We start from the raw sequence: 25,461 nt of genomic DNA on the forward strand, positions 1-25,461 counted from the left end.
TTTTTCCAGAACAAATAAAAAAAACTGAAAGTCGATTAGACTCTCAGTTTTTTTATTTATTTTGCTGTATGTTTTCTAACGGCTGGTAAAATTTCAGTAGCAATTAATTCAATATTTTTCTCAATTTTATCAAATGGTACACCGCCAAAATCAATTTGTGCCATAAAGCGTTGTTGGCCAAATAATTCATATTGGTACAGCATTTTCTCAATGATTTGTTGTGGGCTACCAACCATTAAAGCATCACGGTAATCTATTGCATTTGTAAATTGCTGTTTCGGATACCCACCACCGCGCAGTGTAAGCATACCAGCATTAATGTGAGGGTAATATTCACTAAGTGCATCTTGTGAATTTTTTGCCGTATAAAATAAACTCGTTGTCGCAACTGGTAAACTAGCTGGATCAAATCCGCTTTGTACAGCAGCCTCACGATAAGCATCTACTGATCCTTTAAAGTTAATAGCTGGACCACCTAGTGTTGTTATCATCATTGGCACACCCACACGCCCTGCTTTAATCGCACTAGCTGGTGGGCCACCAACTGCACGCCAAATTGGTAAATTATTATTTTTCGCTCTTGGAATAACCGATGCGTATGCAAGTGGTGCTCTGAACTGTCCATTCCAAGTTACATGTTCCTCGTTATTAATTTTTAATAAAAGATCCATCTTCTCTTCAAATAATTCTTCATAATCATTCACGTCATAACCAAGTAAACTATATCCCCCAATACGAGATCCACGACCAACCACGATTTCTGCACGTCCATTAGAAATTAAGTCAATTGTAGCAAAATCCTCATATACTCGTACCGGATCAGATGTACTTACTATCGTTGCTGAACTTGCAATTTTTATATTTTTCGTAGCTTGTGCAATAGCTCCTAAAATAACTGTATGAGCTTGTGTTGTAAAATGCGTTTGATGACTTTCACCGACAGCAAATACATCAAGTCCAGCTTCATCCGCTAACTTAGCTGTTTCAATTAATTCATGAATTCTTTGTTCTGCACTAATTTTCTCTCCGTTATGCGGATTTAAAACGTGATCACCAATTGAATATAATCCAAACTCCATCCCTTTATTTGTATCCATACGGTATTTTTCCATCATTACTCTCTCCTTTAATGAAGTGTTATTAGTTTCTCTTTTAAAAATGTTTGTAAGTCAAATGTATTTTCCTATTGCCTATAACTTCACTTGATTAGTCAATTGATATTGTAAAAAAAATTACTCTTTCGGTAATTCTTTTTTTTCACTATGCTTATGAACTTTTGTCATTAGCTCGTATAATATTTTCTGTTCTTCTTCATTTAATACATCATCAAAAAAAGATGATTGAAATGCAAGTTGCTCTGGCAATGCTCTCTCTAAAGCTGCTTCTCCTTGCTCTGTAAGACTAATTGTTTTCGTTTTCCAATCTTGTTTTCGTACAATATATCCTTCTTTTTCAAGACGAGTTAACATTCGAGAAATGCCACCTTGTGTAACAGTTACCTTTTCAGCTAACTCCATTTGTGTTAGTGGTTGATACGTACGTATTTGCAAAAGCACATCAAATTGAGCTGTCGTTAAATCAAAACGTTTTAAAAACTCATTTGACATTTGATTACTTTGGTTCGTAAATCGTATTAAACGTAACCATATTAATGATCCTATCGTATTATCACGCATGTTTTGTCACTTCCTAGCGTTAATCTTACTATCACTTTACCACTCAAGTGATAGTAATGCAAGAAATAATTTCATTTTATATATAACTCAACTTACTTGTACTTAACTAAAGGCATCACTCGTGTAGTATTAGGTCTACTTGCCATTCTCTACACCTCCATAAAAAAAAGGATTAAGCTCCAACGCCAATCCTTATCATGCATTTATTTTTTGTTTTCAAAACAATATGTTTGAAATTCACATCGTCTTCTAATCTATTATTTTCTTTTATCGTACCGTAAATTCATTTGAGTATACCGTCTTCATGTAAAAGTTGTATAAGTTTGCATAAAAGGCCCTTGTTTACACCAATCGGGCTCTTACGGGATAAATCATTTAAGTTCTACTTTTACTTCCTCTTTAGACATAACATCAGGTCTATAAATTAATTCAAGATTAGAATCACCTTTTTTCGCTTCAAATGTTATGGCTCCTGTTAACTTACCGTTTGGATCTACATCTTTAATTTTAAAAATATTTTTATTACTAGTTGAAAATGTATGGTCCACGATACTTCCATCTCCTCTTTCAAGGTAAAAATCTAATGGATTAATTCTAACTTTTTGATTACCAATATTCTCTACTGTAACATGAACAATAACAAACTCATTACCTTTTTCCAGCTTGTCATATTCTGCCACTTGTGCTATTTGTACTTTATGGACTGTTAATTTTTGATTTCTAATTTGAGTAGTTTTTTCAACATTATATTCTCTTGTATCTTCATTCTTCGTATTTTCTTTTTTAGCACTACTTTGCTCTTCCTTCGTATTATTTGATACAGTTTTAGCTACTTCTTTCTTCTCATCACATGCCGATAAACTGAAAGCTAACGTCCCTGCTAAAGTGACTGTCGCGATTTTTTTAAACATAAATTCCCTTCCCCCAATGTGAAAATGATAAAAATCCCCAAAAACTATATATTATACTAACAGATAAATGAACAGTATATTGTCGCTATGTGTCGAATGTAATAAGGCTATGTATAAGTATGAAGTCTTACTTCGCATCATCTCTCAACTGTTCGATATATGATAAAATTTTAACAATAAGATATCCACCTTACTTACGAACTCTTTCTTCCCATAACTATGAGTATTATAAAATTTTAAATAAGAAAAAATTCAAATAAAATGATAAAATTAAACAAAGTACTAATATAAAGGTGGGCAGAACATGCATATTTCTAAACAATTTATAAAACCATTTCCTGAATATGAAGACATATTTTATGATGATTTGGAACAACATAAAAAGCACTTTTTACCCATTTGTTCTATAAACTTACAATGTATTGAACCGGAATTGGACGAATGGTTACATATTGTGTCAGCAAAAGAAATCCATGATGGTTGCGTGGGTGATTTCACCAAACCATTTCACACAAATTTTACGAAAGTAGATACATTAGGATTCGATGTCATTAATGGAAAATATAAATTTGAAGCGGATTGGAATTATTTCGAAATCGAACAAAATAATTCTGACATAATAGAACAAGCCTACGAGAGTAATGAAAGAAATTATCAAATCCGTAAAGAATATTTTCAACGTAATCAAAAAATTTATCCTTATTCTAGCTTTGGAAAAGAAATAACATCTGTAGAAGTATTAGAACGAGAGTTTGCTGAAAAACAAACAAATGGCTGGGGATTAAATTATCCCATGATAAATGGTATCCTAGATGATGTTCGTTTTATGACAGAAGAAGGTGAAGAATTATTAGAAAACTGCGATAACGAAGACGAAATTTTTGATTTTACGAATCTTCTATATGTACCAAAAGATGAATACGGACATCCCTTTACATATGTTGGATTTGTTACAGGTTATTATTTTCAAGCTTATGGTGCCGATCGTATTTACTTATTCTTTAATAAAGAATTAAGAAAAGCAGTCATTTGTTTTGAATATACATAAGATAATTAAGAAAAGTCCATTTTGAAAATTATTACTTGAATCAAAATGGATTTTTTATAAATAATTTATTTATATTTCAATTCCGCATCTACTGTGAAATGTGTAAAATCTCATATATTGTAATATCCTCTATCTCTTCAGTCTCAGGCTTTACTTCATAAAATTCAAACTGACTATATCCCCACCTATCTGGGTTATACACTATTACATTCCCTTTACAATTTTCTGTATTCTGGACATTCTTATTAAAAATGTTAAATTGAGTTTCAATCAATGAATTCTTTTGAGAAATACTCCCCACGTATTCAACAACATACTTACAATTCTTAAAATCACCACTTAGATTAACAACTAATGTAACACCTATATGTATTTTTTGCCAACCAAACGATTGTAAAATATTATCGTAATACCCTTCAAAGATAAATTTATTCATCCCTTCATGACCATTCCAAATATATAAAGGTGCATAGCAGTTATAAAAATTCCCGTCTTTCTCCGTTTCCGTAATTAAATAAGCTTTAAAATTTAGTTCTTGGAAACCATCAGTTTTATAGCCATTATCCTTTACCCTTTTCTTAATAATTTCCATGTCATAATCCTTTGGAAGAATGACCTTATATTGCATTCCAATCATGTTTATCACTCGCTTTCAATCTTATATACATTATGATAAATCGATAAGTGGCTAACGTAAAATAGGTATAAATTATGTTTGGTATCATTTATAATGATAGTGCATAAGGGGCTGAGATACATGGAAATAAATGATCTTATTATATTCAAAACTGTAGCCAGTGAGGGTTCTATTAGTAAAGCTGCTAAAGAGTTAGGATATGTTCAACCGAACGTAACTGAGCGAATCAAAAAATTAGAACAAGAATTAGAAACGCCTTTACTACATAGAGATAACAAAGGCGTTTCCTTGTTACCTGCTGGTGACATTTTATTAGATTACACGAATAAAATATTAACTCTATTAGAAGAAGTAAAAGATGAAATTAAAACGAGTGGTTCTTCTTATATAATAGCGACATCACAATCTATTTTGACAAATTATTTAAGTAAGCGTATTGAAGAAAACTTCAGAAATTATCAAATATATGTAGAAAGTAGTAGTCATTTGCAAAAATTACTTCAGCAACAAAAAGTTGATATGGTCATAACTTATGAGGATTATCCTGACGCATCGTTTAAAAAAGTGTTCACGACCTCAATTTCTGTAGGCTTATTAAAAGCGAAAGAAAAATGTACCATTGATTATTCAAAAGAAATTTTCTTCGTTAGCAATGACAAAAAGTGCCCTTTTAGAAATAAGACGATACAATTTCTAAAAGAAAACAATCTATCTCAGCAACAACTTCAACAGTTGGATTCTTATTCGCTTATGGAAGAGTTTATTGATGATGGAAAAGGAATAGCTTTTTTACCGATTAAAAATGATAAATTGGTACCAATTGAAGATGTTCCAGTTGAGAAATTAGCTGTTCATTTTTTTACAAATCAAAACTCTTTCAAACAAATCCCTGATGAACTATTTGGTTAATAAAAAATCCCTCCTTTATGAATCTAAAAGAGGGATTTTCATATTCTATACAATTGATTTTTCACACATTTTGCTCCACTTCTGCACTTTTCCCCTTCTTATTCCGTTTCATATTCTTCAGTCCCTTAACCGTGCCAACTAATCCTTTCGGGAAAACTAGCAATACGATAATGTACAATAAACCAAGAATAATCGTCCATCTTTCAAAAATCGGATACTCTGTAGCTAGTTCTGATAAATAATATTTCAGAGATTCAATAATTCCAGCTCCTGCAATTGCTCCAATTAACGTTCCGACGCCTCCAATCATTGTCATCAATAATGCATTTAATGTCATTTCAATTGAAAATACAGTCGTATTAACAAAGCGTAAAGTGATAACAAATAAACCACCGCTAATCGCAGCTACTACTCCTGCAACAATGCTAGCAATAATTTTATAATGAAGCACTTTATATCCTAGTGCTTCAACACGTTGCTCATTTTGTGAAATTGCCTTTAATACTTTTCCAATAGAAGATTTGGTGAAAAGACGTAACAGAACAAAAATGATAAGTAAACATATAAGTGTTACATAATAAAACGTAAAACGATCACGGAATACGTCTGGTACACCAAATGTAAAACCATCCCCTCCGTGAGTGAGCCCACGCCATTTTTCAGCAAGGACGAAAAACAACTGTGAAATAGCAAGTGTTAACATCGCATAAAAATGACTTTTCAGCCGTAAAGAAAGTAAACCAATTATATAACTAACGATTGCTGAAATGATAATTGCAGCTACTATTCCAATTAAAAAGTTCGTTATTGATACGCCTTGTCGATCAAATAAAAGCGCTACCCCATATGCTCCTATCCCAAAGAACATACAATGACCGAACGATACAATTCCTGTATACCCAAGCAATACATCAAAACTCATTGCAAAAATAGCAAAGATGAAGATTTGAGTGAACAAAATTAACAGGCTCCGTGAATCATTTACGAACGGAAATACACTTAAACAAATGAGCATACATACTCCGAAGTATACTTTAATTCGGTCCGATGTGCTGTTCACCATTTCACCCCTTTTCACCAACAAGTCCAGTTGGCTTCACTATTAAGAAAAATAGTAACATTAACATATTAATTGCAAGTGATAAATCTGGTATAAAATACGCTGTAAAAGCACCAGCTAATCCAACAATTAAAGAAGCAATAGCTGAACCTTGTACGCTTCCTAATCCACCGATAATTACTACTATAAAAGCTAAAATTGCATACTGCATGCCCATCTCGGCGAAAATAACGCCCGAATACGGTGCTAATAAGAATCCTCCCAAAGCTGCCATCCCTGCTCCTAATAAAAAGACGAAAGAAAATATCGCTTTTACATTAATACCAAGCGCTTGAACCATTTCTTTATCCATTACACCTGCACGGATCATAAGACCTATCTTCGTCTTTTTGAGTAATAGTAGTAGTGCAATGTAAATAATTATCCCAATCAAAATAACAAATAGACGATATTTAATTAATATAATACCTCCGAATGTAAAACTTCCTTGTAACCATAACGGTAATTTTGCACTAATAGGGTTTGGCCCCCAAAATATTTTAATACACTCACTAAGAACGAGCATTCCTCCAAGCGTAACGAGCAGCTGTCGAACATGATTTCCATATACCGGTCTAATAAGAAACCTTTCTAAAATAAATCCTAGGAACATTCCCATGGCTACTGCTCCAACTAAAGCTAATATATAACTTCCTGTCATATTAAATAACCAAACACCTGTAAATGCTCCCCATGCAAATAAACCACCGTGTGCAAAGTTTAAAACACTCATTAGACCGAAAATAAGTGAAAGACCTGATGCTAACAAAAAAATGAGCATCCCTGTTGAAATCCCATTTACAAATAAATTGATTAACACATCCACCCTTTTCACCTCGGATTCATGTTAAGAGATTCCTAAATATTTATGACACATTTCCTTATCCTTTTTTAATTCATTCATAAAACCGTTATGAACCATTCGTCCGTTATCCATAATGTAAAAATAATCGCCAATTTGACTGGCCATCATAAAATTTTGCTCAACAAGTAAAACTGTTGTTTTCTCTTTCATCTTCAAAATAGCTACCATTAATTTCTCCACCATTATCGGGGATAGCCCTTTGCTCGGTTCATCAATAAGTAATAATCCATCACTATTAATAAACGCTCTTGAAATAGCCAACATTTGCTTTTGCCCTCCGCTCAAGAGCCCACTTTTCTTATTCCAAAACTGCTTTAAATCCGGAAATAGTTCCAGCATCCACTCTATTTTCCCTTCTACTTCCTCACCTTTTCCCCTAGCAAGAGCGAATGTTTCTTCTACTGTCAAATCATGAAAAATACCTTGATTTTCTGGTACATACCCTATTCCTTTCCTTGAAATTAAATGTGTAGGTAATCCACTTACTTTTGCACTATCATAATAAATTTCACCATCTGCAATGCGGTGAAACCCCATAACTGAACGTAATGTCGTTGTTTTCCCTGCCCCGTTTCTACCAAACAGTACAGTAATTGTCCCTTTCTCAACAGCAAGAGATACTCCTTGCAAAATATGAAACTGATCTAAATACGTTTCTATATTATTCACTTGTAATAGTGCCACTATATAATCCCCCTAAATAAGCACTTTGTACACGCTCATCTTTCATAATTTCTTCTGGCAATCCTTCAGCCAATAACTCTCCATGAAATAAAACGATAAGATGATCTGACAAACCTAGTATCATATCCATTTTGTGTTCGATAAGTACAATTGTGCTCTCTGGATGTTTCTTAATATTTTCAATCACTTGTAATATAGCAGGGACCTCCTCAACCGAAATACCTGCCGTCGGCTCATCAAGTAATAACACATCCGTTTTTAAAGCTAATAACATCGCAAGTTCTAGCTTTCTTTTCTCTCCATGTGCCAAATCTTTCGCTAATACGTTCTCTTTCTCGTGAAGTAATACTGTTTTTAAGAAACGTCTCGCCTCTCCAACTTGTTGCTTTAATTTTGCTGGACTCGGGAAAAAACTATAGTAATCTTGTACGAATGATTGAACACTTAAACGGACATTTTCAAGTACCGTTAATTCTGGGAATATGTTTGTAAGCTGAAAAGAGCGACCGATTCCTAAGCGTGTTCGATCTGAAATCGATAGTTTTGTAATATCTTGCCCTTTAAAATACACTTCACCTGTTGTGGGTGAAATCTGTCCACTTAGTAAATTAAATAATGTTGTCTTCCCCGCACCATTTGGCCCGATAATAGAAATGAGCTTTCCTTTTTGGACAGTTAAATTTACATCTTTAATAACATGATGTTCACCAAAAGATACGCTAAGATTTTTCGTCTCTAGCAAATGTGTCACGAAATCCCTCCCTTTAAAGCCGTGAGTATGAAAGAAATATGTATAAAGAGGGTCCCCCCTCTTTATACAAAAACAACAGAAAATTCAGTCTATTTACTTTGAACTGGTGGTTCTGTCTCTTTCATCGTTAATTCTCGCTCTAATACTGGCACCGGATAATCAACACCATCTTGCTTTTTCAATGTGACAGAATACAGCGTCTGCATCGCTTGGTGGTCCTTCTCTCTAAACTTCATCTTTCCTTTCGGTGTATCAAATTCCATTCCTTCCATTTTCTTAATCAATGTATCTACATCTGTATCACCTTTTGTTTTCTTTAAGGCTTCTACAATAGAAATTGCTGCTGACATTCCTCCCGCTGTAAACAAATCTGGCACTGCACCATTAAAACGTTTTTTATGCTCTTCAACTAGCCAATCATTCACTTTATTTTTTGGAAGTGTGTGATAATATACAGAAAAACCTTGCATACCTACTAATGCATCCATTGTTTTTAATGCTGGTATATCTGGCGCACCTGTAGAAATTTTAATACCTTGCGCTTCCACATTCATATCTTTCAACTGTTTCCAAGGTGAATTTGCCCCTGCCCAAACGATAAATAAGTAATCTGGTTTTGAACTAATGATATTTTGAATATTCGCTGTAAAATCTGTTGAATTTGTATCCGCGTATTGCTCATTCACAATGTTCGCACCTAATTTTTTCGCACCCGCTTTAAATGCAGCAATCCCTTCACGACCAAAAGCGTTATCTGGGGCAAATGTCGCAATCTTTACATCTTTTTTCGCAATTGCTGCTGCTCCTGCAATCGCATCTTGTGAGGAACTTCTTCCAGTTCTAAAAATATATTTATTCCAGTTCTTCCCGGTAATACTATCCGCTACTGCTGGTTCTACAACCATAATCTTTTCATATTCCCCGGCCAGTGGTAAAACTGCTAACGTATCACTGGAACTAGACGATCCAACTAAAAAATCAACTTTCTCTTCTTCTAATAACTTCGTAGCTTTTTTAACTGCTACATCCGCTTTCGTTTCTGTATCTTCTACAACAAACTTAATCTTTTTCCCATCTACTTTCCCAGTTCCACCAGTTGCATAATCTAACCCTAATTCAAATCCGTTCACTGTTTGTTTTCCATACGATTCTAGCGGTCCTGTTAAAGAAGCAAGGACTCCTACCTTAACCGTTTTTTCATCCTCTGTACTTGTTTTCTTTCCTGAACAAGCTGCCGTTATTAATAACGAACCTAAAACACAACCAGTAAACATTGTCTTTAGCCACTTACGTTTTTTCATCGACATTGTGATCCTCCCCATACTTTACTTTCTGATAGAATCAAACACGCCAAAATCCCCTGTCCGTAATCATGACTAACTAATTCGATAGATAATGGAAAACTCTTGTAGTACCCTCTACATTCGGCACAAATATATAATCACCTTCCTATGTAATGGAAACGGACATACAATCAATATATATTCTGCAATCCAATTGAAAATACTGTTTCATTTCAGTAATGATCATACAAAAAGACTAACTTATTTTTTAAGTTAGTCTTTTCACCTTAATTAGAGTTAAGTTCTACTTTCTCTAACCCTTCAGCCAATTGTTTCTTATCTAGTCCTTCTCCTATTACTACTAAGTTTGTCGGGAAACCGAAGTCTTGTTCTAATAAAGTTGGTACTCCGAACGAATATTGGAATAGGTGAGGGTATTTATCTCCATGGAATTTCACAAAACCTTTCACTCGATAAATACTATCTGGTAAATTCGAAAGCCATTCATATAATTTGTCTTGATCAATCGGTTTCGAAAATTGATACGTCATCGTTTGTATATGTAAATGCTGTTTGACATGTAGTGTCTCATGTTCCTCATCATTTGGAAATTCTGCTTTCTCTATATCTTTTAAAGATATATTACAATACTTTGTCTCATACATTTTCGCATGATCATTTATTGCCTTTACTTCTTCAAATACTGTGTTCTTATCTTCATCTGTTAGTAAATCTGCTTTATTAACAAGAATGTGACTACCAAATTTCAGTTGCTCATGCAATAGCTGTTGTACATTTGCACTTAATATACTTCGGTTTAACCACCTTACTGCATCTAAAACGACTACAATTGATTTCACTTCCAGAAAAGGAGCTAAAATTGGCGAGACACACGCGTCTAACACTTCAATTGGATGTGCAACACCTGTCGTTTCTATATAAATCACATCTGGTCTTTCTTGTTGGTATAACGAATGTAATTGTATTTCAAGCTCTTCTTTTAACGTACAACAAATACAGCCTTTAAGAAGTTCTCTTAAAACATTCTCTTTTCCAATAATATCTGTATCTACCGAGTATTCACCAATTTCATTCATTAATACTGCAACTTTTCTATTCTTCTTTTTCTCTGCTAACAATAAATTTTGTAATAATGTTGATTTTCCACTACCTAAAAAACCACCTAATATATGAATCTCCACTTTATTCATTCAACCGACCATCCATTTCTTTACTTCAAATGTATTCAAAGCGTAATAATTACGATTTATATTTATCATTTTATTAAAAGAATGACCATTTGTAAATATAAGAGATTCACTGTTCATTTACTTCATATGCAACTCTTACTCCAGACTCAATTGCCCCTTGCATCCATCCATGTGTTAATGTCGTATGCTCTCCTGCAAAATGTACTTTTCCAGATGGTGGTGTAATATACGGAAATAACTCGAGCTCTTGGCCTGGTTCGAAAGCTGTAAATGCACCGCAAGAATACGGATTTTTACTCCAGCTAAAAGATGTTCCAGTGACAAACTCACTATAGACGATGTCACCGTATATTTCTGCTAAATTTTTTAATGCGTAACGAATGCGTTCCCTATTCGGTAAACTATCCCATGTTAACGCCTCATCTGCCCACGTATAACTCGCTAAAACGGTAGCTGCTCCTGGTGTCTGAATGCCATAACTCGGATAATATGTAAACCGTATCGGTAAATCGGTAATAGATTTACCGCCACCCTGTCCCGTTTTCTCCCAAAATCTACTTTTAAACTCTATCGCAATTTTCGTTGCAGCAATGTAATTTAATTCACGAATTGCTCGTCTTTTATAATAAGAAAATAGATTGTAAGGCTGAATTTCAACAAAACGTAAAGCTGAAAATGGGATAGTAACAATTGCAACATCACCTGTAACCATGAATCTCTCTATAGTTTGTTCATGGTTTACTTGCATCATCACTTTGCTATTTTCTTGTATAATTTTTTCAACCTTATACCGCATAAATATATTCTCATTTAACTGCGATAAAAATGCTTTTGGTAATGCATCCATCCCGCCCGTTATCTCATAATATTTCGTCGTTGAAGTAAAGAAGACCATTTCTCGTAATACTTCAATTAAAGACATTCCCATATACGCTTCCATATCAAGAAGTACACCGATCATATCTATTGCACCGTCTGAATAATATTCAGTTAAAAATGTGCCGAGCGAATATGCTTTATACTTTTTCTCAACAATACTCCAATTCTTATTAGGATCTTTCTTAATATAATTTAGAATCGGCTCTAATACATCTAACATTAACTCTTCTGCCGTTTTACTTTTTTCGCTCTCTAAAATAGGATATCTAAGTATACTTGGATTTTTTTCGAATATGCTCAATCTCGTTTTAATATTATTCGTATAAATAATATCTGAAACGGTTTTATTTATAAAAAGATTTAACGGCAATTTGAATTTACGAATGTAAGCTAAAGTTAACTTGTGTGTATCAGGAATCCGCATTGGTCCTGCATTAAAATATAAACCTCTGCTAAACGGTTCACGGATCGTATATATTCTTCCGCCTATTCGATTATTCGCTTCTAAAATTGTTACTTTATGCCCTGCTTCTTTCAATAATGATGCTGCAACTAAACCTGAAATTCCTGCACCAACAATAATAATCTGCTTTGGATTCTTCGTTTTAACGAGCCCCACATTAATAATATGAAGCATTCTTTCCATCGTTAATGGCTGCATCATGGTCTTTTCCCCTTCAATAAAGGATTTTATTGCATTATATTCGGTTAACTTACTTCCTATGTTTCATGCAAGAAACTACACGGATACATTTTCAAATACTTGAATATCTTTTATAAAATGTAATAAACTAGATATGACTCTATAGAAGTAAGACGTATTATCTTACATAACAAAACCAATGAAATTGCGAGGAATTTTGAAATGAAAAAAGGTATTAACCGTGTTGTATTAGTAGGAACAGGAGCAGTTGGATGTAGTTATGCTTACTGCATGATTAACCAAGCCGTAGCTGAAGAATTTGTTTTAGTCGATGTAAATGAGGCAAAAGCTGAAGGAGAAGCAATGGATTTAAGTCATGCTGTTCCATTCGCACCAGCTCCAACTAGAGTATGGAAAGGCAGCTACGAAGATTGTAAAGATGCTGACCTTGTAGTTATTACAGCTGGATTACCACAAAAGCCAGGCGAAACACGTTTAGATTTAGTTGAGAAAAACGCCAAAATCTTTAAACAAATCGTTCGCAGTATTATGGATAGCGGATTTGATGGCATCTTCTTAATCGCAACAAACCCTGTAGATATTTTAACTTACGTAACTTGGAAAGAATCTGGTTTACCGAAAGAACGTGTAATCGGTTCTGGTACAACGCTTGATTCTGCTCGTTTCCGCTATATGTTAGGTGAGTACTTCAATATTGGTCCACACAACATTCACGCTTATATTATCGGAGAACACGGCGATACTGAACTTCCAGTTTGGAGCCATGTTTCCGTTGGTATCCAAAAACTACAAACATTGCTTGAAAAAGACAACACGTATAATCAAGAAGATTTAGACAAAATTTTCATAAACGTCCGTGATGCAGCTTACCATATTATTGAGCGTAAAGGCGCAACTTATTATGGTATCGGTATGTCACTTCTACGTGTTACAAAAGCAATTTTAAACGACGAAAATAGTGTATTAACTGTATCAGCTTACTTAGAAGGTCAATACGGTCAAAAAGATGTGTATATCGGGGTACCTGCTGTTTTAAATCGCGGCGGTGTTCGTGAAATTTTAGAGGTTGAATTAAGTGAAGATGAAGAATTAAAATTCGACCACTCTGTTCAAGTATTGAAAGAAACAATGGCTCCGGTTCTTTAATGAAAATAAAAAAGCAATCCAATTTATTTTGGATTGCTTTTTTATTTTCATTATCTCCTATGACTTTTTAGTGATTTTCTATCATTTCTTATTTTTTAGTCTCATCCTCATTATTTATATCAAGTACATCTAATAAAAAGATAAAGATTGGTATCCCGATAATAAGCCCCCATATTCCGAGGAAATGCTCTGAGAAGATGAGAATCATAAATGTATAAAAGATTGGTAAATTTGTTTTTGCAGACATAAACTTCGGATTTAAAAAATAACTTTCAAGAGCATGGATGACTGTAATGAACACAAGTATGTATACTACGTACATAACTCCACCTACGTTGTAAGCAATGATACAAAGTGGAAACAAAGAAATAATCACACCTGCAACAGGAATCAATCCTAGTAGAAAAATCATAACAGCTAATACAAGAAGCTGCGGAAATCCTAAAACAATTAATGCAATGACAGTAAGAATACAATTTACAACCGCAATTAAAAACTGTGCTTCAATTACTTTGCCGAACGATCTTGCAAATCTTTCACCAAAATATGCAATTTCCTCATAAAACATTTTTAACTTACTATCTTTAAACTTAGATGTAAATGTAATAATACGCTCTTTTTCTAATAAGAAAAATAAGCTTAAAATTAGAGATAATAATATTTGTAAACTTACCTTCCCTATATTTGCTATCGATTGATAGATGACATCTACACCTTGTTCTATATATTTTGATACTTCCATCCCATTAATTGTCGAAAGTGCATATTTAACGATTTCATTATCAGGTGGATTTTGAAAAAATAGTTTAAATTGGTAAATTAATTGTGAAATTTGTATCGTTAGCACAGGTAAATATTTATACAATGTCGTGCCAATAAAGGAAACTAATATGATATACAAACAGGCAATAACAATTTTCCGGTCCACTTTCAATTTCTTTGAAATAAAACGTTGGAATCGATCCATTAAAAATGTCAGTATAAACGTAATTAATATTAAGTTGATCATACTTTTTAATCCATATAATACTAACGCTAATATTATTAAAACGAGAAACCGTTGAAACCCTCTACTTCGAAAGAAATTTTTCACTTCATTCATTAAGATTTAACCTCCCCCTTCAATGGATGGAAATTGAATATATTACATTTTATGAACTTCTATAGACAATCTTTCTTACTAATTAGGAAGAATCCTTTTTTTATTCTTATATTGTTAGATTCTATTTATATTAGCCCGCTTACTTACTTCAGTTGAGCTCTTTTTTTCGTTTAACCTTTTACAATTTAGGTGCTTTTCTATTTTTAGACTGCTGTTCATACGCATATCCAATATTGAAAAGCTCTTTTTCACCAAACTGTTTCCCTACAAACACTACACCGATTGGTTCTCCATTTTTATCATATCCAGCAGGAATCGCTAATTCCGGATAACCAGCTACAGCTGATAGAAGAACTTCATCGTTATTAATCATAACTAGAGCATCCAAACCTTTTTCTACTAAATACCTATCTAGCTCTTTTCTTGCATTTTCTTGACTCGTTTGCACTACGTTTTCAAACTCTTCTTTCGTTATAACAGATTTTTCAGACCATTCAATTAATGTTTGTCCGTATTTTATTCGTCCTTTACTATCCTTTTTATTAAACGCTATAATCTCTTCTAACGATTTTACCGGTACATTCTTTTGCTGTGAAAGATAGTCGTTTACATTATGCTTGAACTCATATTCTAATGTTTGCAAATTATCTACACCCTCAGCACTTAACTGGATATTATCAGTTAATATCGCACCTGCATCTTGAAGGTCTTTTCTAATTTTTTCTGCTACTGCTTTTCTATTTTCATCTTGTTGGTATACAGAAAAAAGAAGCCCTATCTTTTTCCCTTTTAATCCATCTATCGATAAATCCTTTGTATAATCAATTCTTTCTTTATCTTTCATTTTTTCTGTCATAACATCTTTTTCGTCATAACCTATCATTGCATTAAATAACGTTGCTGCATCTTTTACCGTTCTTGCCATAGGTCCTGCTGTATCAAGAGTTTCAGCTAACGGAATAATTCCTGTTCTGCTTACCATACCTAAAGATGGACGTAACCCAACTACTGATTGCTGCGCCGCGGGTGCAACAATCGATCCCGTCGTTTCTGTTCCAATTGCAAGCGGCGCAAAATCTGCTGCAACTACTGTAGCAGATCCTGAACTTGATCCTGAAGTATCGAATGTAATCGGACCGTACGGGTTTAAATTTTGTCCTTTCTTCCCGCTATACCCGCTTGGCATTGTAAAAGATAAATAGTTCGCCCACTCAGACATATTCGCTTTTCCTAAAACAAATGCTCCTTCTTCTTTCAACTGCTTCACAATTGTTGCGTCTTGATCTGCAATCCAATCTTTTAATACATAAGTTCCTGCACTAGTCGGCATCACTTTTTCCGTCTGTACATTATCTTTTACAACGACAGGAATACCATATAAATTCGAATTTTTGTTTCTACCCCGCTCTTGATCTAACTTTCTTGCTTCTTCCATCGCATTAGGATTTATCTCTGTAACAGAATTTAATGTTATTCCATTTTGATCATGTTCTTGTATTCTAAAGAGATAAATACTCGTTAATTCTTCATATGACAACTTTCCATCATCAATCATTTTTTGAAGCTCATCTACAGTCGCATTTACGACTTCTTTTTCTTTTATCTTTACATTTTCTATATTGATTCCTTTAAGCTGATTATGTATCGGTTGTAGCACTCTTTCTTTATCATATACAATACGCTCAGGTTCCTTTGGAAAATAATTTTTATACACGTAATATCCACCGGCACACGCTAATAAGACAATGCCTCCAGTGATAGACAGCGTTACCTTTACCCATTTCTTCATGTTGCTTCCTCCACTCTATAAGATGCTTAGCTATACAAAAAAGAGAGTTACCTTTTACTTAACTCTCTCCAATCAAAATGCTAAATGAAAAAATGAAAGATTTCAATCTAATTACTTCTTTTTTTGCATTTGCTTTGCTAACATTTCTTTCACTTGATTATACGTTAATCCTGAATTTTTATTTAAACGCTTTACTTCCTCAACATCAGTACCTACCACTGTATATTTTTTCTCATCATTCATTTTTCTAATTCCCTTCTCACCATATTATTTCTTATATTTCTTCCCTAAATGCGCATAAATTAACACCACTACAAAAAAGAAAGCTGTTTTTAAGTACAGCTTCCTTCTCGTTACATATTGTATTTCTTAATAAAATTTCACTACATCTTCAGTAGGCAAGAACGTTCTTTCTGCTGGTTGTTCGTTTGGTTCACCAAATGGCATTTGACCTACTAAGCTCCACTCTGCCGGAATGTTCCAAGTTTCTTTCACTTCAGCATCTACGATTGGGTTGTAATGTTGTAATGACGCCCCAATTCCTTCAGCAGATAATAGCATCCACACAGTATGTTGTAACATCGCATTTCCTTGATGAGACCAGAATGGGAACTGATCTTTATATAATGGTGCATTTTCTTGCATTTTTTCTACAGTTGCTTGATCTTCAAAGAATAGCACTGTTCCTACACCTGCATGAAAACCTTTTAGTCTTTCTACAGTCGCTTCAAAGTTTTCTGCTGGTACACGGGCTCTTAGTGTTTCTTTAACGATATCCCAAAACTTTTCATGCTCTCCATCCATTAATACAACCATACGACCACTTTGCATATTGAAAGATGTTGGTGCGTGTAAAGCTGTTTTTAACACTTCTTCAATTCTTTCTTTCGTAATTGCATCGTTTTTTGCTACTTTACGAATTGAACGGCGGTTCACGATTGCTTCTTTTAAGTTTGTTGTAGTTGCTGACATTTTAATTCCTCCAAATGTTTGTTTTATAATTTATTTTGTTATTTCATAACAAGCGAATTAGCAATATCCATCGGTATTACATTGCATACCTTCAAATGAATTTGTTTTATCCTTTTCAATTTCTTTATCAATGACCCTTTCTAGTGTTTCTTTACTAGCAAGCCCTTGAATGACTTCATCTCCAATCATGACAGTTGGAACGGCCATAATATTCGCTTCATCATATGCGTGTTGAATTGCTTCTTGATGCTTTTCTTTATATTTACGAGTTACTAAAGCATCTTTAAATTCCGCCTCAGGAAGTCCTACTTCTACCGCTAATTTTGTTAACACATCAATATCTTCAATGTTTTGCTCTTCTTGGAAAAATGCTGTGAATACGCGGTGATGATACTCATTACCTAGTCCACGTTCTTTCGCAAATTGACATCCTTCGAAAGCTAAATGTGTATATGGATGTGGTGAAACACGTGGCAAGCGCATATCAATTCCTAACTTCTTCGCTGTCGGAAGAATGAAAGCATCCCATGAACCTAATTTTTCTGGTTCATTCCATGGATCTATTTTTGAATATGGACTTGGACGTAATTCAAATGGCATCCATTCAATCTCTACATCTTTCTCTTTCGCTACCTCATCTAATGGACCTTTTGCTAAAAAACAAAACGGACATATAAAATCTGAGTATACTTTCATTTTTACAGTCATAACTTTTACACCTTCCCTTTATAGTTGTAATCAAATCAGTTACATTAATGATAAAAAAATATAAATATGATTTAAGCATTCATTTTTTCTTGCAAAGTTTCAAACAACTGCCCCATCGTAATATTTCTCAAAACTTCTTCCATCGCGGATTGTGCTTGAATTAAAATAATTTCTAACACCGCTTGAATATTCGCCCCAATTGGACAATCTGGATTCGGTTGCTCGTGAATATGAAATAGCTTGTCTTCTTCGACTACGTTCACTGCATGATACACATCTAACAATGTGATTTCATGTAAATCCTTTAGTAATCCCGCGCCACCCGGTCCACGATTTACGTAAACAAAGCCAGCTTGTTTCAAGTACGACATGATTTTACGAATGACTACTGGATTTGTATTGACACTCTCAGCCATATAGTCTGAAGTACAAAGTGAAGATGGATTGTTTTTCAAAATAGATAAAATATGAACAGCTATGGAAAAGCGGCTACTAATTTTCATCGTAATCACCACCTCGATGTAATCATTATAGTTACAACCGAAAAATAAGTCAATCCTTTTCATAGATTTTTTATAAGTAAATTAAAAAGTGTCCCATTATGATATATGAGACACCTCTTTTTATTCTGCAAATAGCGATTGAAATTCTTCAATAAATAGCTGCACAGCGATTGAAGAATCCTTTAATGAAGGAACAGCTAATGCAATTTCTCTCCATACTTGTGGTTCCAATTCTCTCGTTTGCACATTTTTTGGTAAATTCGTTAAAGATAATTCAGCTAATATTGCAATGCCCAATCCTTCTTGAATCATATTTAAAGCTGTAGTAACTGTCGAAATTACATATTCAGCCCGAAGTGGTACGTTTGCTTGTTTAAACATATCAATAATGGGTGGTTCATATCCACCCTTACATAATATGATCGGTTCATTCTCTAAATCACAAATTGTAAGAGCGTCCTTCTTACAGAGAGGATGATCCTCTCTTAAGATAGCAACCATTTTCCCCTTCGTTAATGGAACAATCTCCATATCTTTATTAGGCAAAATAACAATCCCTATATCAATAACCCTCGATACTAACCAATCTTCAACTTCTTTAATCGTTCCTTCACAAAGAACTACTTCTAAGTTCGGATACTTCTCCTTAAAAAGGTTTATCATTTTGGGTAAGAAATGTGCAGAAGCACTCGGAAAACTACCAATTCGAATCGTTCCAACTTCGTGTCCTTTCTCCATCGCAACTTCTTGTTCAATCTTCTCTACACCGTTCAAAATCTCTCTAATATGTACAAGAATCCTGTTTCCTACATCCGTAACGAGGAGCCCTTTTCGTTTATCACGTATAAGAATCGTAACTCCTAACTCTGACTCAATACTTGAAATGGCATGACTTACAGCTGGCTGCGTCATATTTAACACCCTAGCAGCCTTCGTAAAACTACCTAACTCAACAGTTTTTATTAATACTTGCAGTTGTGTAATGGTCATAACTAATCACTTATACTCCTCATAAAAAAGATTCATTTTATTTATTACAGTCGATATCATATCATAGTGAAATGAATAACAACAAGGAGGTCTTTCAGTGACACAGCTTTCTCGAACTAAGACGGCCATCATCCTTACCTTTCTCGTTTTCATGTGGGGAATCAATTGGCCTTTATCAAAGTTTGCCCTGCATTATACACCACCTGTTTTATTTGCAGGCGTTCGAACTTTAATTGGAGGATTCATTTTACTTCTGTTCGCATTACCGAAATACAAAGAGTTACATTTAAAAGAAACGTGGCATTTATACGTTATTTCTTCCTTACTTAACATCATTATATTTTACGGATTACAAACTGTCGGCCTTCAATATATGCCTGCTGGGTTATTTTCCGCCATTGTATTTCTACAACCAGTTTTACTCGGTATTTTCTCGTGGATATGGCTTGAAGAATCAATGTACGGCTTGAAAATTTTCGGGCTTGTTCTCGGATTTATTGGTGTAGGCGTTATTAGCTCAAGCAGTTTAACAGGACACATTTCTGTTATTGGAATCCTTCTCGCGTTAGGATGCGCTATTGGCTGGGCACTTGGCACAGTATTCATTAAGAAGACTGGTCACCGTGTTAATGCCATTTGGATGGTAACACTTCAGCTTATTATTGGTGGTCTTTGCTTAATTGGATTTGGTACAGAGTTTGAAAGCTGGTCTAGTATCGCTTGGAGTATGCCATTTGTTAGCGTACTTCTCTTTATTTCATTCTTTGTTATTGCAATGGGGTGGCTTGCATACTTCACACTTGTTGGAGCTGGTGAAGCAAGTAAAGTTGGGGCTTATACATTCCTCATTCCACTAATAGCTATTATTGTAAGTTCAATTTTCTTACATGAGGCTATTACCATTAGCTTATTCATCGGACTATTATTTATTGTTGTGAGTATTTGTTTTGTAAATATAAAACCGAAAACACTTGCTGTAAGGCAGCAAGTTGAATTGAAATAAACGTAAGAAAGAGCCTACTGTTTGTAGGCTCTTTCTTACGTCTTACTTTTTACGACGTACTACAAAAACACACGCACTTACCGACGATACTATCGCAAAAATAGATAAGACAATTGCTATCAATTGCATATTACTAGTACCTTCATTCTTTTCTACACTAGAAACTTCACCATGTTCTCCTGTTAATGACGTACCTTTTGCAATTGTAGTAAGTGAATGCGGTTTTTCAGCTTTTTCATCGCCTGTCCATTCAACAATTTCTCCGTCTTTATATTGTTGATATGCATCCCAAGCTATTTTTTGTTCTTTATCCGGATTTTTAGCGACGAAAGTAAATCGCTGGAACTGACCGGGTAAAATCCCTTCTCCTGTTGCTTCCCATACTACAGTTTTAACTTTTCCAGCTGTATCTTTTTGCTCCTCAACTTTCCATCCTGGCACTGGTTCATACTGCTGGAACTCTACTCCAGACGGTATTTTCAGTGTAACTTTTGTTGTTGCTACATTTTTTTCAACTGGTACTTTTATCGTATATGTCTCCCAAGAACCAACGTCAGAAGTTGCTGGTTTTACAGTGACGTGCGCACTAACAGGTAACGAAAACATTCCCATTGCAATAATTGTTGCGATCATTGTTGTTCCTAATTTTTTTATACGTTTCATTTTCTATTTACTCCTTTTCATCTATAACATCTGTTTATCATGCTGCTCGCTAGCAGCATGATTGGTACAATTTTATCTGCCACCTACAATAAATTTAAAATCTGTATCGAAACTATCAAGAGATTTTGTTAATCCATGAACATGTATATTCCAGTTTCCTGTCATGTTAATATACATACCTTCTGCTTCATATTCTCCCGGTGAAACTACTGAAACTTTAAATGAACCTTTTCCCATGTTCATATCTAATGATTGAGTCGTCAATATCATTTGTTCCATATCAGTAACAGGCTGTCCCTTTTCATCCTTTAGTTTAATATGGAATTTATTTTGTCCTACCTTATTCGGACTTACATTTAGCGTAAGTTCATATCCATTATCTAATTGCTTACTCTCTGTAAATGGTCCAGTAGGAGGCATCGGTGGTGTCTGTACGTTTGTCATAAAAGCTACGATTACGAAAATGATAATTCCAATGACAAACTCTACTTTCACCGTAGCTCCTAATCCTTGCTGCGCTCTTATTCTCCCTTTCACATAATGAACAATTCCCAATATCCCCATGAAAATAAATAATAGTATCTTTGCTAATAAAGCCAATCCATACTTTGTATCAAATAATGAGTGGATTGTTGGAATAAAAAATGTACTGTTAAAAAGGCCTGTTATTAAAATCACGATGACAGCACCTGTTGCCCACGGTGAAAAACGCTTAATCATATCCCAATACATATGCCACTTGTTATCCTCTTTACGTAAAAGAAGAATAATAGATGATAAACCACCAACCCATAATGAAGCTGCTAATAAATGTAGAAAATCCATAACGACAGCAATGTCTTTAAACTTTAAACCGTATGCGTGACTATTAAAGGCCTTCATAACAAGTAACCCTATAAACAATAGTATTGGAATACTCCATACTTTAAACGACGAAAACTTCTCATGCTTCACCGCAAAATACGTAACAATTATAAGCGTACTAATGAGAACCATTTGAGTAATCCATACATAACCAAAAACAGAAAGCTGTAATGTTTCTTTTAATAGTAAAGGATTGAATGCTTCTAGCCATGAAACATCAGCATTTATTTTCGCTTGCAATGGTAGATTGAATAACAAGCTAATCAATATCCCAAATAGAGAAATCCATATTATGTTCTTACTCCTTAATTGAACCGAGGTTGCATTTCCTTTATACATAATAAGATTAAAGAATAGCACTCCTATAAATAGTGAGAAACTTGTATATAAAATTCCACGTTCCATAATCATATCGATTTGTGGGATGTAACCCATCTCTTCCACTTGTATATCGTCTGTTTCTGTTTCCACTCCCGCTAATCCAACCCGGAACGGGATAACTCCTTGAATTGGATGTCCATCAGCTGAAATCACTTTCCACTGAATAGAGTAAAGACCATTTTTGAGATTGTCTTTTAATCCGGCTTCTAATAGCTTTTTATTTTTTTTATCAATATGAGCATCTTTTAAATCGACCCTTTTACCTGATGTATCTCTCACGTACAATGTATTAAAACTTGAAACTTGTATGTCCTCATCGAATTCAATTTTCACAACAGATGGTGCTTTCTTCAATGTTTCATTTTCAGTAGGGTTTGATTTCACAACGTACGCATGAGCAGATGCACTTTTCGGTATCAATATGATAACCACACATGCAAGTAATAACCATGTCCCTAATCTTCTCATTACTTTCACACTCATTTCACTTCTTTCTTCCTCATCGCTCTATTTTCATTACTTTAACTTCCGAAGTTTGATTCTCGGGCGAAATATTAACCTGATTAAATATAAACTTCTGTAAAGTATAACTCTTATTTCTCTTCCACCTCTTAACTTCTAATACAATAGTAACTATCACTATAGATACAACTTACATTTTTAAAGCCGATTGTTATTATATCATAAAATATATTTATGTAAGTTATCAAAGAAGAAAAGTTATCGTGAATCATTTGTGAAGAAAATGTGAAATGCATAAATAAAAAGGTGTTACGTAATAACATAACACCTTTAAAAAAATATCCCTCTTCTATTTCTCTTCCGGATAATCACAATACTCGATAATCGTTCCTTCTGTATCCGCTGGGTTAAGATAAATTAACCTTCTACCGTGCTTATTAATGCGTAGTGTATGCTCTAATGTCCGAATACCTTGTTCTTTTAACTCTTCTAGAGCCACATCTAAATCATCGACACGATACGCAACGTGATGAACACCTTTACCTTTTTGTTTAATAAAACGGGCAATTGGAGATGTCGTATTATTCGTCGGTGCAAGTAATTCAATTCTATCTCCATCCACTTCAAGAATGGCTACTTCGCTTTCCACACCAGGAGCTTCACTTACGTAACGATCTATTAATTCTCCTGATAGAACCTGTTCATAAAAACGTATCGTACTATCTATATCACGAACTGCGATTCCGATATGATCAATTGTTTTTTTCATTTTATTTCCCCTACTACTTTATTTTTTCTCATTATTAATAGTAACAAAAAAAGCTATAGAAACAAGTCTATAACTTTTTTTATTTAACCTATTTTCTTATCCGCTCTAGTTGTTGGTTGAACTTGATTTTTCACTTTTAAAATGCTAATGCCATATCCGATAAATCCACCGATAATCGCTGGGAAGATCCAGCCTAATCCTACTTCCTGCATCGGAAGGAATTTAGTGAACACTTGGCTTACTACTTCAATGTTAACTCCAGCTGCACTTAATCCATCAAATAAGCTGATGATAAATGTTACGATTAAGCTTACTTGATAAACTTCAGCTCTTCCTTTAAATAATGAATGGAAGAATGTTAAGAAAATCAATACGATTGCTAGTGGATAAATTGCTGTTAATACTGGAACAGAAACTGCGATCAATTGTGTTAATCCTACGTTTGCAACAATTGCACTAAATACACATAGCGTAATTGCAATTGCTTTGTAAGGAACATTTGGGAATAACTTATGGAAGAATGAAGAACATGCTGATACAAGTCCCACACTAGTTGTTAAACAAGCTACTGTAATCATTAATCCTAATAATACTCCGCCATATGATCCGAAATAGTAGTTAGAAACTTTCGCTAATACTTCTCCGCCGTTCTCTAAATGTCCAAGCTTCGCAACACTTGAAGCACCCATATAAGAAAGAGCTGTATAAATAATTGCTAAAATAGATGCTGCAATTATTGTCGCTTTTGCACAAACGACCATAATTTGTGTTTTCGTTTTCGCACCTTTTTCTTTAATAGCATTGATAATGATAATCCCGAATACGAATGATGCGAGCGTATCCATCGTTAAGTATCCTTCTTGGAATCCTTTAAAGAATGCATGTGATGTATAAGCTTCCGCTGGTGCTTGCATATCTCCAATCGGATGTATAAAAGCAACGATTACTAAAATACCGATGAAAGTCAACTTAATTGGCGTTAAAATTTTTCCAACAATATCGACAATTTTCGCGGGATTTAGCGAAAAAAAACAAGTGATGCTAAAGAATATAATTGTGAAAAGAATTAAAGGTGTAGAACCTACTCCCTCTGGCATAAACGGCTTAAGACCAATTTCATAAGATACATTTCCTGTTCTCGGTATTGCAAATAACGGACCGATCGCTAAGTATAAAACTGTTGTAAACACAATCCCAAACACTGGGTGAGCGCGACTTGCTAATGACTGCAAATCATCTTTACCTGAAAAACCAAATGCTAGTACACCTAGTAATGGTAGTCCAACACCAGTTACTAAAAATCCAGCGTTAGCAATCCATACATTCTCTCCTGCTGATTGACCAAGCATCGCTGGGAAAATTAAATTTCCCGCTCCAAAAAATAGTGCAAATAACATTAATCCAATAACTACTATGAACGAAAACGGTACTTTATTCGCCATAATATAACCCCCATTCAAGTTTCCTTATCTCATTTTCCAATTTTAACTAA

At 34.3% G+C, this 25,461-nt stretch carries 26 protein-coding genes; 4 read left to right on the forward strand and 22 right to left on the reverse strand.

The genetic code is table 11. The features are described from left to right. Positions 1–56: 56 nt before the first annotated feature. From F3I02_RS04865 to F3I02_RS04875, 3 genes are all read right to left on the reverse strand, one after another. Positions 57–1,112, reverse strand: a complete 1,056-nt coding sequence (locus F3I02_RS04865) for an LLM class flavin-dependent oxidoreductase (protein ID WP_074594104.1) — start codon at positions 1,110–1,112, stop codon at positions 57–59. 120 nt (positions 1,113–1,232) lie between these two features. After that, positions 1,233–1,676, reverse strand: a complete 444-nt coding sequence (locus F3I02_RS04870; protein ID WP_001205522.1) for a MarR family winged helix-turn-helix transcriptional regulator — start codon at positions 1,674–1,676, stop codon at positions 1,233–1,235. Positions 1,677–2,047: 371 nt separating this feature from the next. Next, positions 2,048–2,587: a DUF4352 domain-containing protein gene (locus tag F3I02_RS04875; RefSeq protein ID WP_000473158.1), complete on the reverse strand. Its 540-nt coding sequence runs from the start codon at positions 2,585–2,587 to the stop codon at positions 2,048–2,050. A gap of 304 nt (positions 2,588–2,891) precedes the next feature. Between F3I02_RS04875 and F3I02_RS04880 the strand changes: the two genes are divergently transcribed. Further along, a complete protein-coding gene (locus F3I02_RS04880) occupies positions 2,892–3,635 on the forward strand; it encodes a hypothetical protein (RefSeq protein ID WP_000548211.1) in 744 nt (247 codons plus the stop codon). Between the two features lie 88 nt (positions 3,636–3,723). Here the strand turns inward: F3I02_RS04880 and F3I02_RS04885 are convergent, their stop codons facing one another. After that, positions 3,724–4,272: a DUF4865 family protein gene (locus F3I02_RS04885; RefSeq protein ID WP_074594106.1), complete on the reverse strand. Its 549-nt coding sequence runs from the start codon at positions 4,270–4,272 to the stop codon at positions 3,724–3,726. A 120-nt stretch (positions 4,273–4,392) separates the two neighbouring features. Between F3I02_RS04885 and F3I02_RS04890 the strand changes: the two genes are divergently transcribed. Further along, positions 4,393–5,181, forward strand: a complete 789-nt coding sequence (locus F3I02_RS04890) for a LysR family transcriptional regulator (protein WP_000404989.1) — start codon at positions 4,393–4,395, stop codon at positions 5,179–5,181. Positions 5,182–5,242: 61 nt separating this feature from the next. On the opposite strand, the gene F3I02_RS04895 is transcribed toward F3I02_RS04890, so the two are convergent. The 7 genes from F3I02_RS04895 to F3I02_RS04925 form a co-directional block, all read right to left on the reverse strand. Beyond that, positions 5,243–6,196, reverse strand: coding sequence for a branched-chain amino acid ABC transporter permease (locus tag F3I02_RS04895; protein ID WP_002163942.1), 954 nt, complete (start codon positions 6,194–6,196; stop codon positions 5,243–5,245). 49 nt (positions 6,197–6,245) lie between these two features. Beyond that, positions 6,246–7,106, reverse strand: a complete 861-nt coding sequence (locus F3I02_RS04900; protein ID WP_000382787.1) for a branched-chain amino acid ABC transporter permease — start codon at positions 7,104–7,106, stop codon at positions 6,246–6,248. Between the two features lie 21 nt (positions 7,107–7,127). Further along, a complete protein-coding gene (locus F3I02_RS04905; protein ID WP_196477710.1) occupies positions 7,128–7,829 on the reverse strand; it encodes an ABC transporter ATP-binding protein in 702 nt (233 codons plus the stop codon). Further along, on the reverse strand, positions 7,807–8,580 hold the full coding sequence (locus F3I02_RS04910) for an ABC transporter ATP-binding protein (RefSeq protein ID WP_000149324.1): 774 nt from the start codon (positions 8,578–8,580) through the stop codon (positions 7,807–7,809). Before F3I02_RS04910 ends, F3I02_RS04905 begins: the two co-directional genes overlap by 23 nt. Positions 8,581–8,669: 89 nt before the next feature. Next, the gene (locus tag F3I02_RS04915; RefSeq protein ID WP_046945390.1) at positions 8,670–9,887 is read right to left on the reverse strand and encodes a substrate-binding domain-containing protein; all 1,218 of its coding nucleotides are present in this window, start codon (positions 9,885–9,887) and stop codon (positions 8,670–8,672) included. 263 nt (positions 9,888–10,150) lie between these two features. Then, positions 10,151–11,074, reverse strand: a complete 924-nt coding sequence (locus F3I02_RS04920; protein WP_001044945.1) for a CobW family GTP-binding protein — start codon at positions 11,072–11,074, stop codon at positions 10,151–10,153. Between the two features lie 106 nt (positions 11,075–11,180). Further along, positions 11,181–12,617: a flavin monoamine oxidase family protein gene (locus F3I02_RS04925; protein WP_074594110.1), complete on the reverse strand. Its 1,437-nt coding sequence runs from the start codon at positions 12,615–12,617 to the stop codon at positions 11,181–11,183. Positions 12,618–12,818: 201 nt separating this feature from the next. Here F3I02_RS04925 and F3I02_RS04930 point away from each other — a divergent pair, with 201 nt between their 5' ends. Continuing rightward, complete coding sequence (locus F3I02_RS04930; RefSeq protein ID WP_000715326.1) at positions 12,819–13,763, forward strand: L-lactate dehydrogenase; 945 nt, start codon at positions 12,819–12,821, stop codon at positions 13,761–13,763. 88 nt (positions 13,764–13,851) lie between these two features. Here the strand turns inward: F3I02_RS04930 and F3I02_RS04935 are convergent, their stop codons facing one another. From F3I02_RS04935 to F3I02_RS04960, 7 genes are all read right to left on the reverse strand, one after another. Beyond that, positions 13,852–14,865 carry an AI-2E family transporter gene (locus F3I02_RS04935; RefSeq protein WP_001006571.1) on the reverse strand — a complete coding sequence of 338 codons (1,014 nt, stop codon included), beginning with the start codon at positions 14,863–14,865 and terminating at the stop codon, positions 13,852–13,854. Between the two features lie 178 nt (positions 14,866–15,043). Beyond that, the gene (locus tag F3I02_RS04940; RefSeq protein ID WP_196477711.1) at positions 15,044–16,654 is read right to left on the reverse strand and encodes an amidase family protein; all 1,611 of its coding nucleotides are present in this window, start codon (positions 16,652–16,654) and stop codon (positions 15,044–15,046) included. 111 nt (positions 16,655–16,765) lie between these two features. Continuing rightward, positions 16,766–16,897 carry a hypothetical protein gene (locus F3I02_RS34345; RefSeq protein ID WP_000997344.1) on the reverse strand — a complete coding sequence of 44 codons (132 nt, stop codon included), beginning with the start codon at positions 16,895–16,897 and terminating at the stop codon, positions 16,766–16,768. A 126-nt stretch (positions 16,898–17,023) separates the two neighbouring features. Then, the gene (locus tag F3I02_RS04945) at positions 17,024–17,626 is read right to left on the reverse strand and encodes a nitroreductase family protein (RefSeq protein WP_001277011.1); all 603 of its coding nucleotides are present in this window, start codon (positions 17,624–17,626) and stop codon (positions 17,024–17,026) included. Between the two features lie 57 nt (positions 17,627–17,683). Next, complete coding sequence (locus F3I02_RS04950; protein WP_000216673.1) at positions 17,684–18,334, reverse strand: DsbA family oxidoreductase; 651 nt, start codon at positions 18,332–18,334, stop codon at positions 17,684–17,686. A 71-nt stretch (positions 18,335–18,405) separates the two neighbouring features. After that, positions 18,406–18,837 carry an Rrf2 family transcriptional regulator gene (locus F3I02_RS04955; protein WP_000704073.1) on the reverse strand — a complete coding sequence of 144 codons (432 nt, stop codon included), beginning with the start codon at positions 18,835–18,837 and terminating at the stop codon, positions 18,406–18,408. 120 nt (positions 18,838–18,957) lie between these two features. Further along, complete coding sequence (locus F3I02_RS04960; RefSeq protein WP_000156773.1) at positions 18,958–19,827, reverse strand: LysR family transcriptional regulator; 870 nt, start codon at positions 19,825–19,827, stop codon at positions 18,958–18,960. Between the two features lie 97 nt (positions 19,828–19,924). On the opposite strand from F3I02_RS04960, the gene F3I02_RS04965 reads away from it, so the two are divergent. Then, on the forward strand, positions 19,925–20,830 hold the full coding sequence (locus F3I02_RS04965; protein ID WP_000192815.1) for a DMT family transporter: 906 nt from the start codon (positions 19,925–19,927) through the stop codon (positions 20,828–20,830). Between the two features lie 42 nt (positions 20,831–20,872). On the opposite strand, the gene F3I02_RS04970 is transcribed toward F3I02_RS04965, so the two are convergent. From F3I02_RS04970 to brnQ, 4 genes are all read right to left on the reverse strand, one after another. Further along, complete coding sequence (locus F3I02_RS04970) at positions 20,873–21,493, reverse strand: YcnI family copper-binding membrane protein (RefSeq protein ID WP_000821401.1); 621 nt, start codon at positions 21,491–21,493, stop codon at positions 20,873–20,875. Positions 21,494–21,565: 72 nt separating this feature from the next. Further along, positions 21,566–23,221 carry a copper resistance CopC/CopD family protein gene (locus F3I02_RS04975; protein ID WP_046945393.1) on the reverse strand — a complete coding sequence of 552 codons (1,656 nt, stop codon included), beginning with the start codon at positions 23,219–23,221 and terminating at the stop codon, positions 21,566–21,568. A 328-nt stretch (positions 23,222–23,549) separates the two neighbouring features. Then, positions 23,550–23,969, reverse strand: a complete 420-nt coding sequence (locus F3I02_RS04980) for a VOC family protein (RefSeq protein WP_000750855.1) — start codon at positions 23,967–23,969, stop codon at positions 23,550–23,552. Positions 23,970–24,052: 83 nt separating this feature from the next. Then, positions 24,053–25,411, reverse strand: a complete 1,359-nt coding sequence (gene brnQ / locus F3I02_RS04985; RefSeq protein ID WP_001284778.1) for a branched-chain amino acid transport system II carrier protein — start codon at positions 25,409–25,411, stop codon at positions 24,053–24,055. Positions 25,412–25,461 lie beyond the last annotated feature (50 nt).

This window comes from Bacillus sp. SRB3LM, from assembly GCF_015712745.1.
GTDB classification, from domain to species: domain Bacteria; phylum Bacillota; class Bacilli; order Bacillales; family Bacillaceae_G; genus Bacillus_A; species Bacillus_A thuringiensis_K.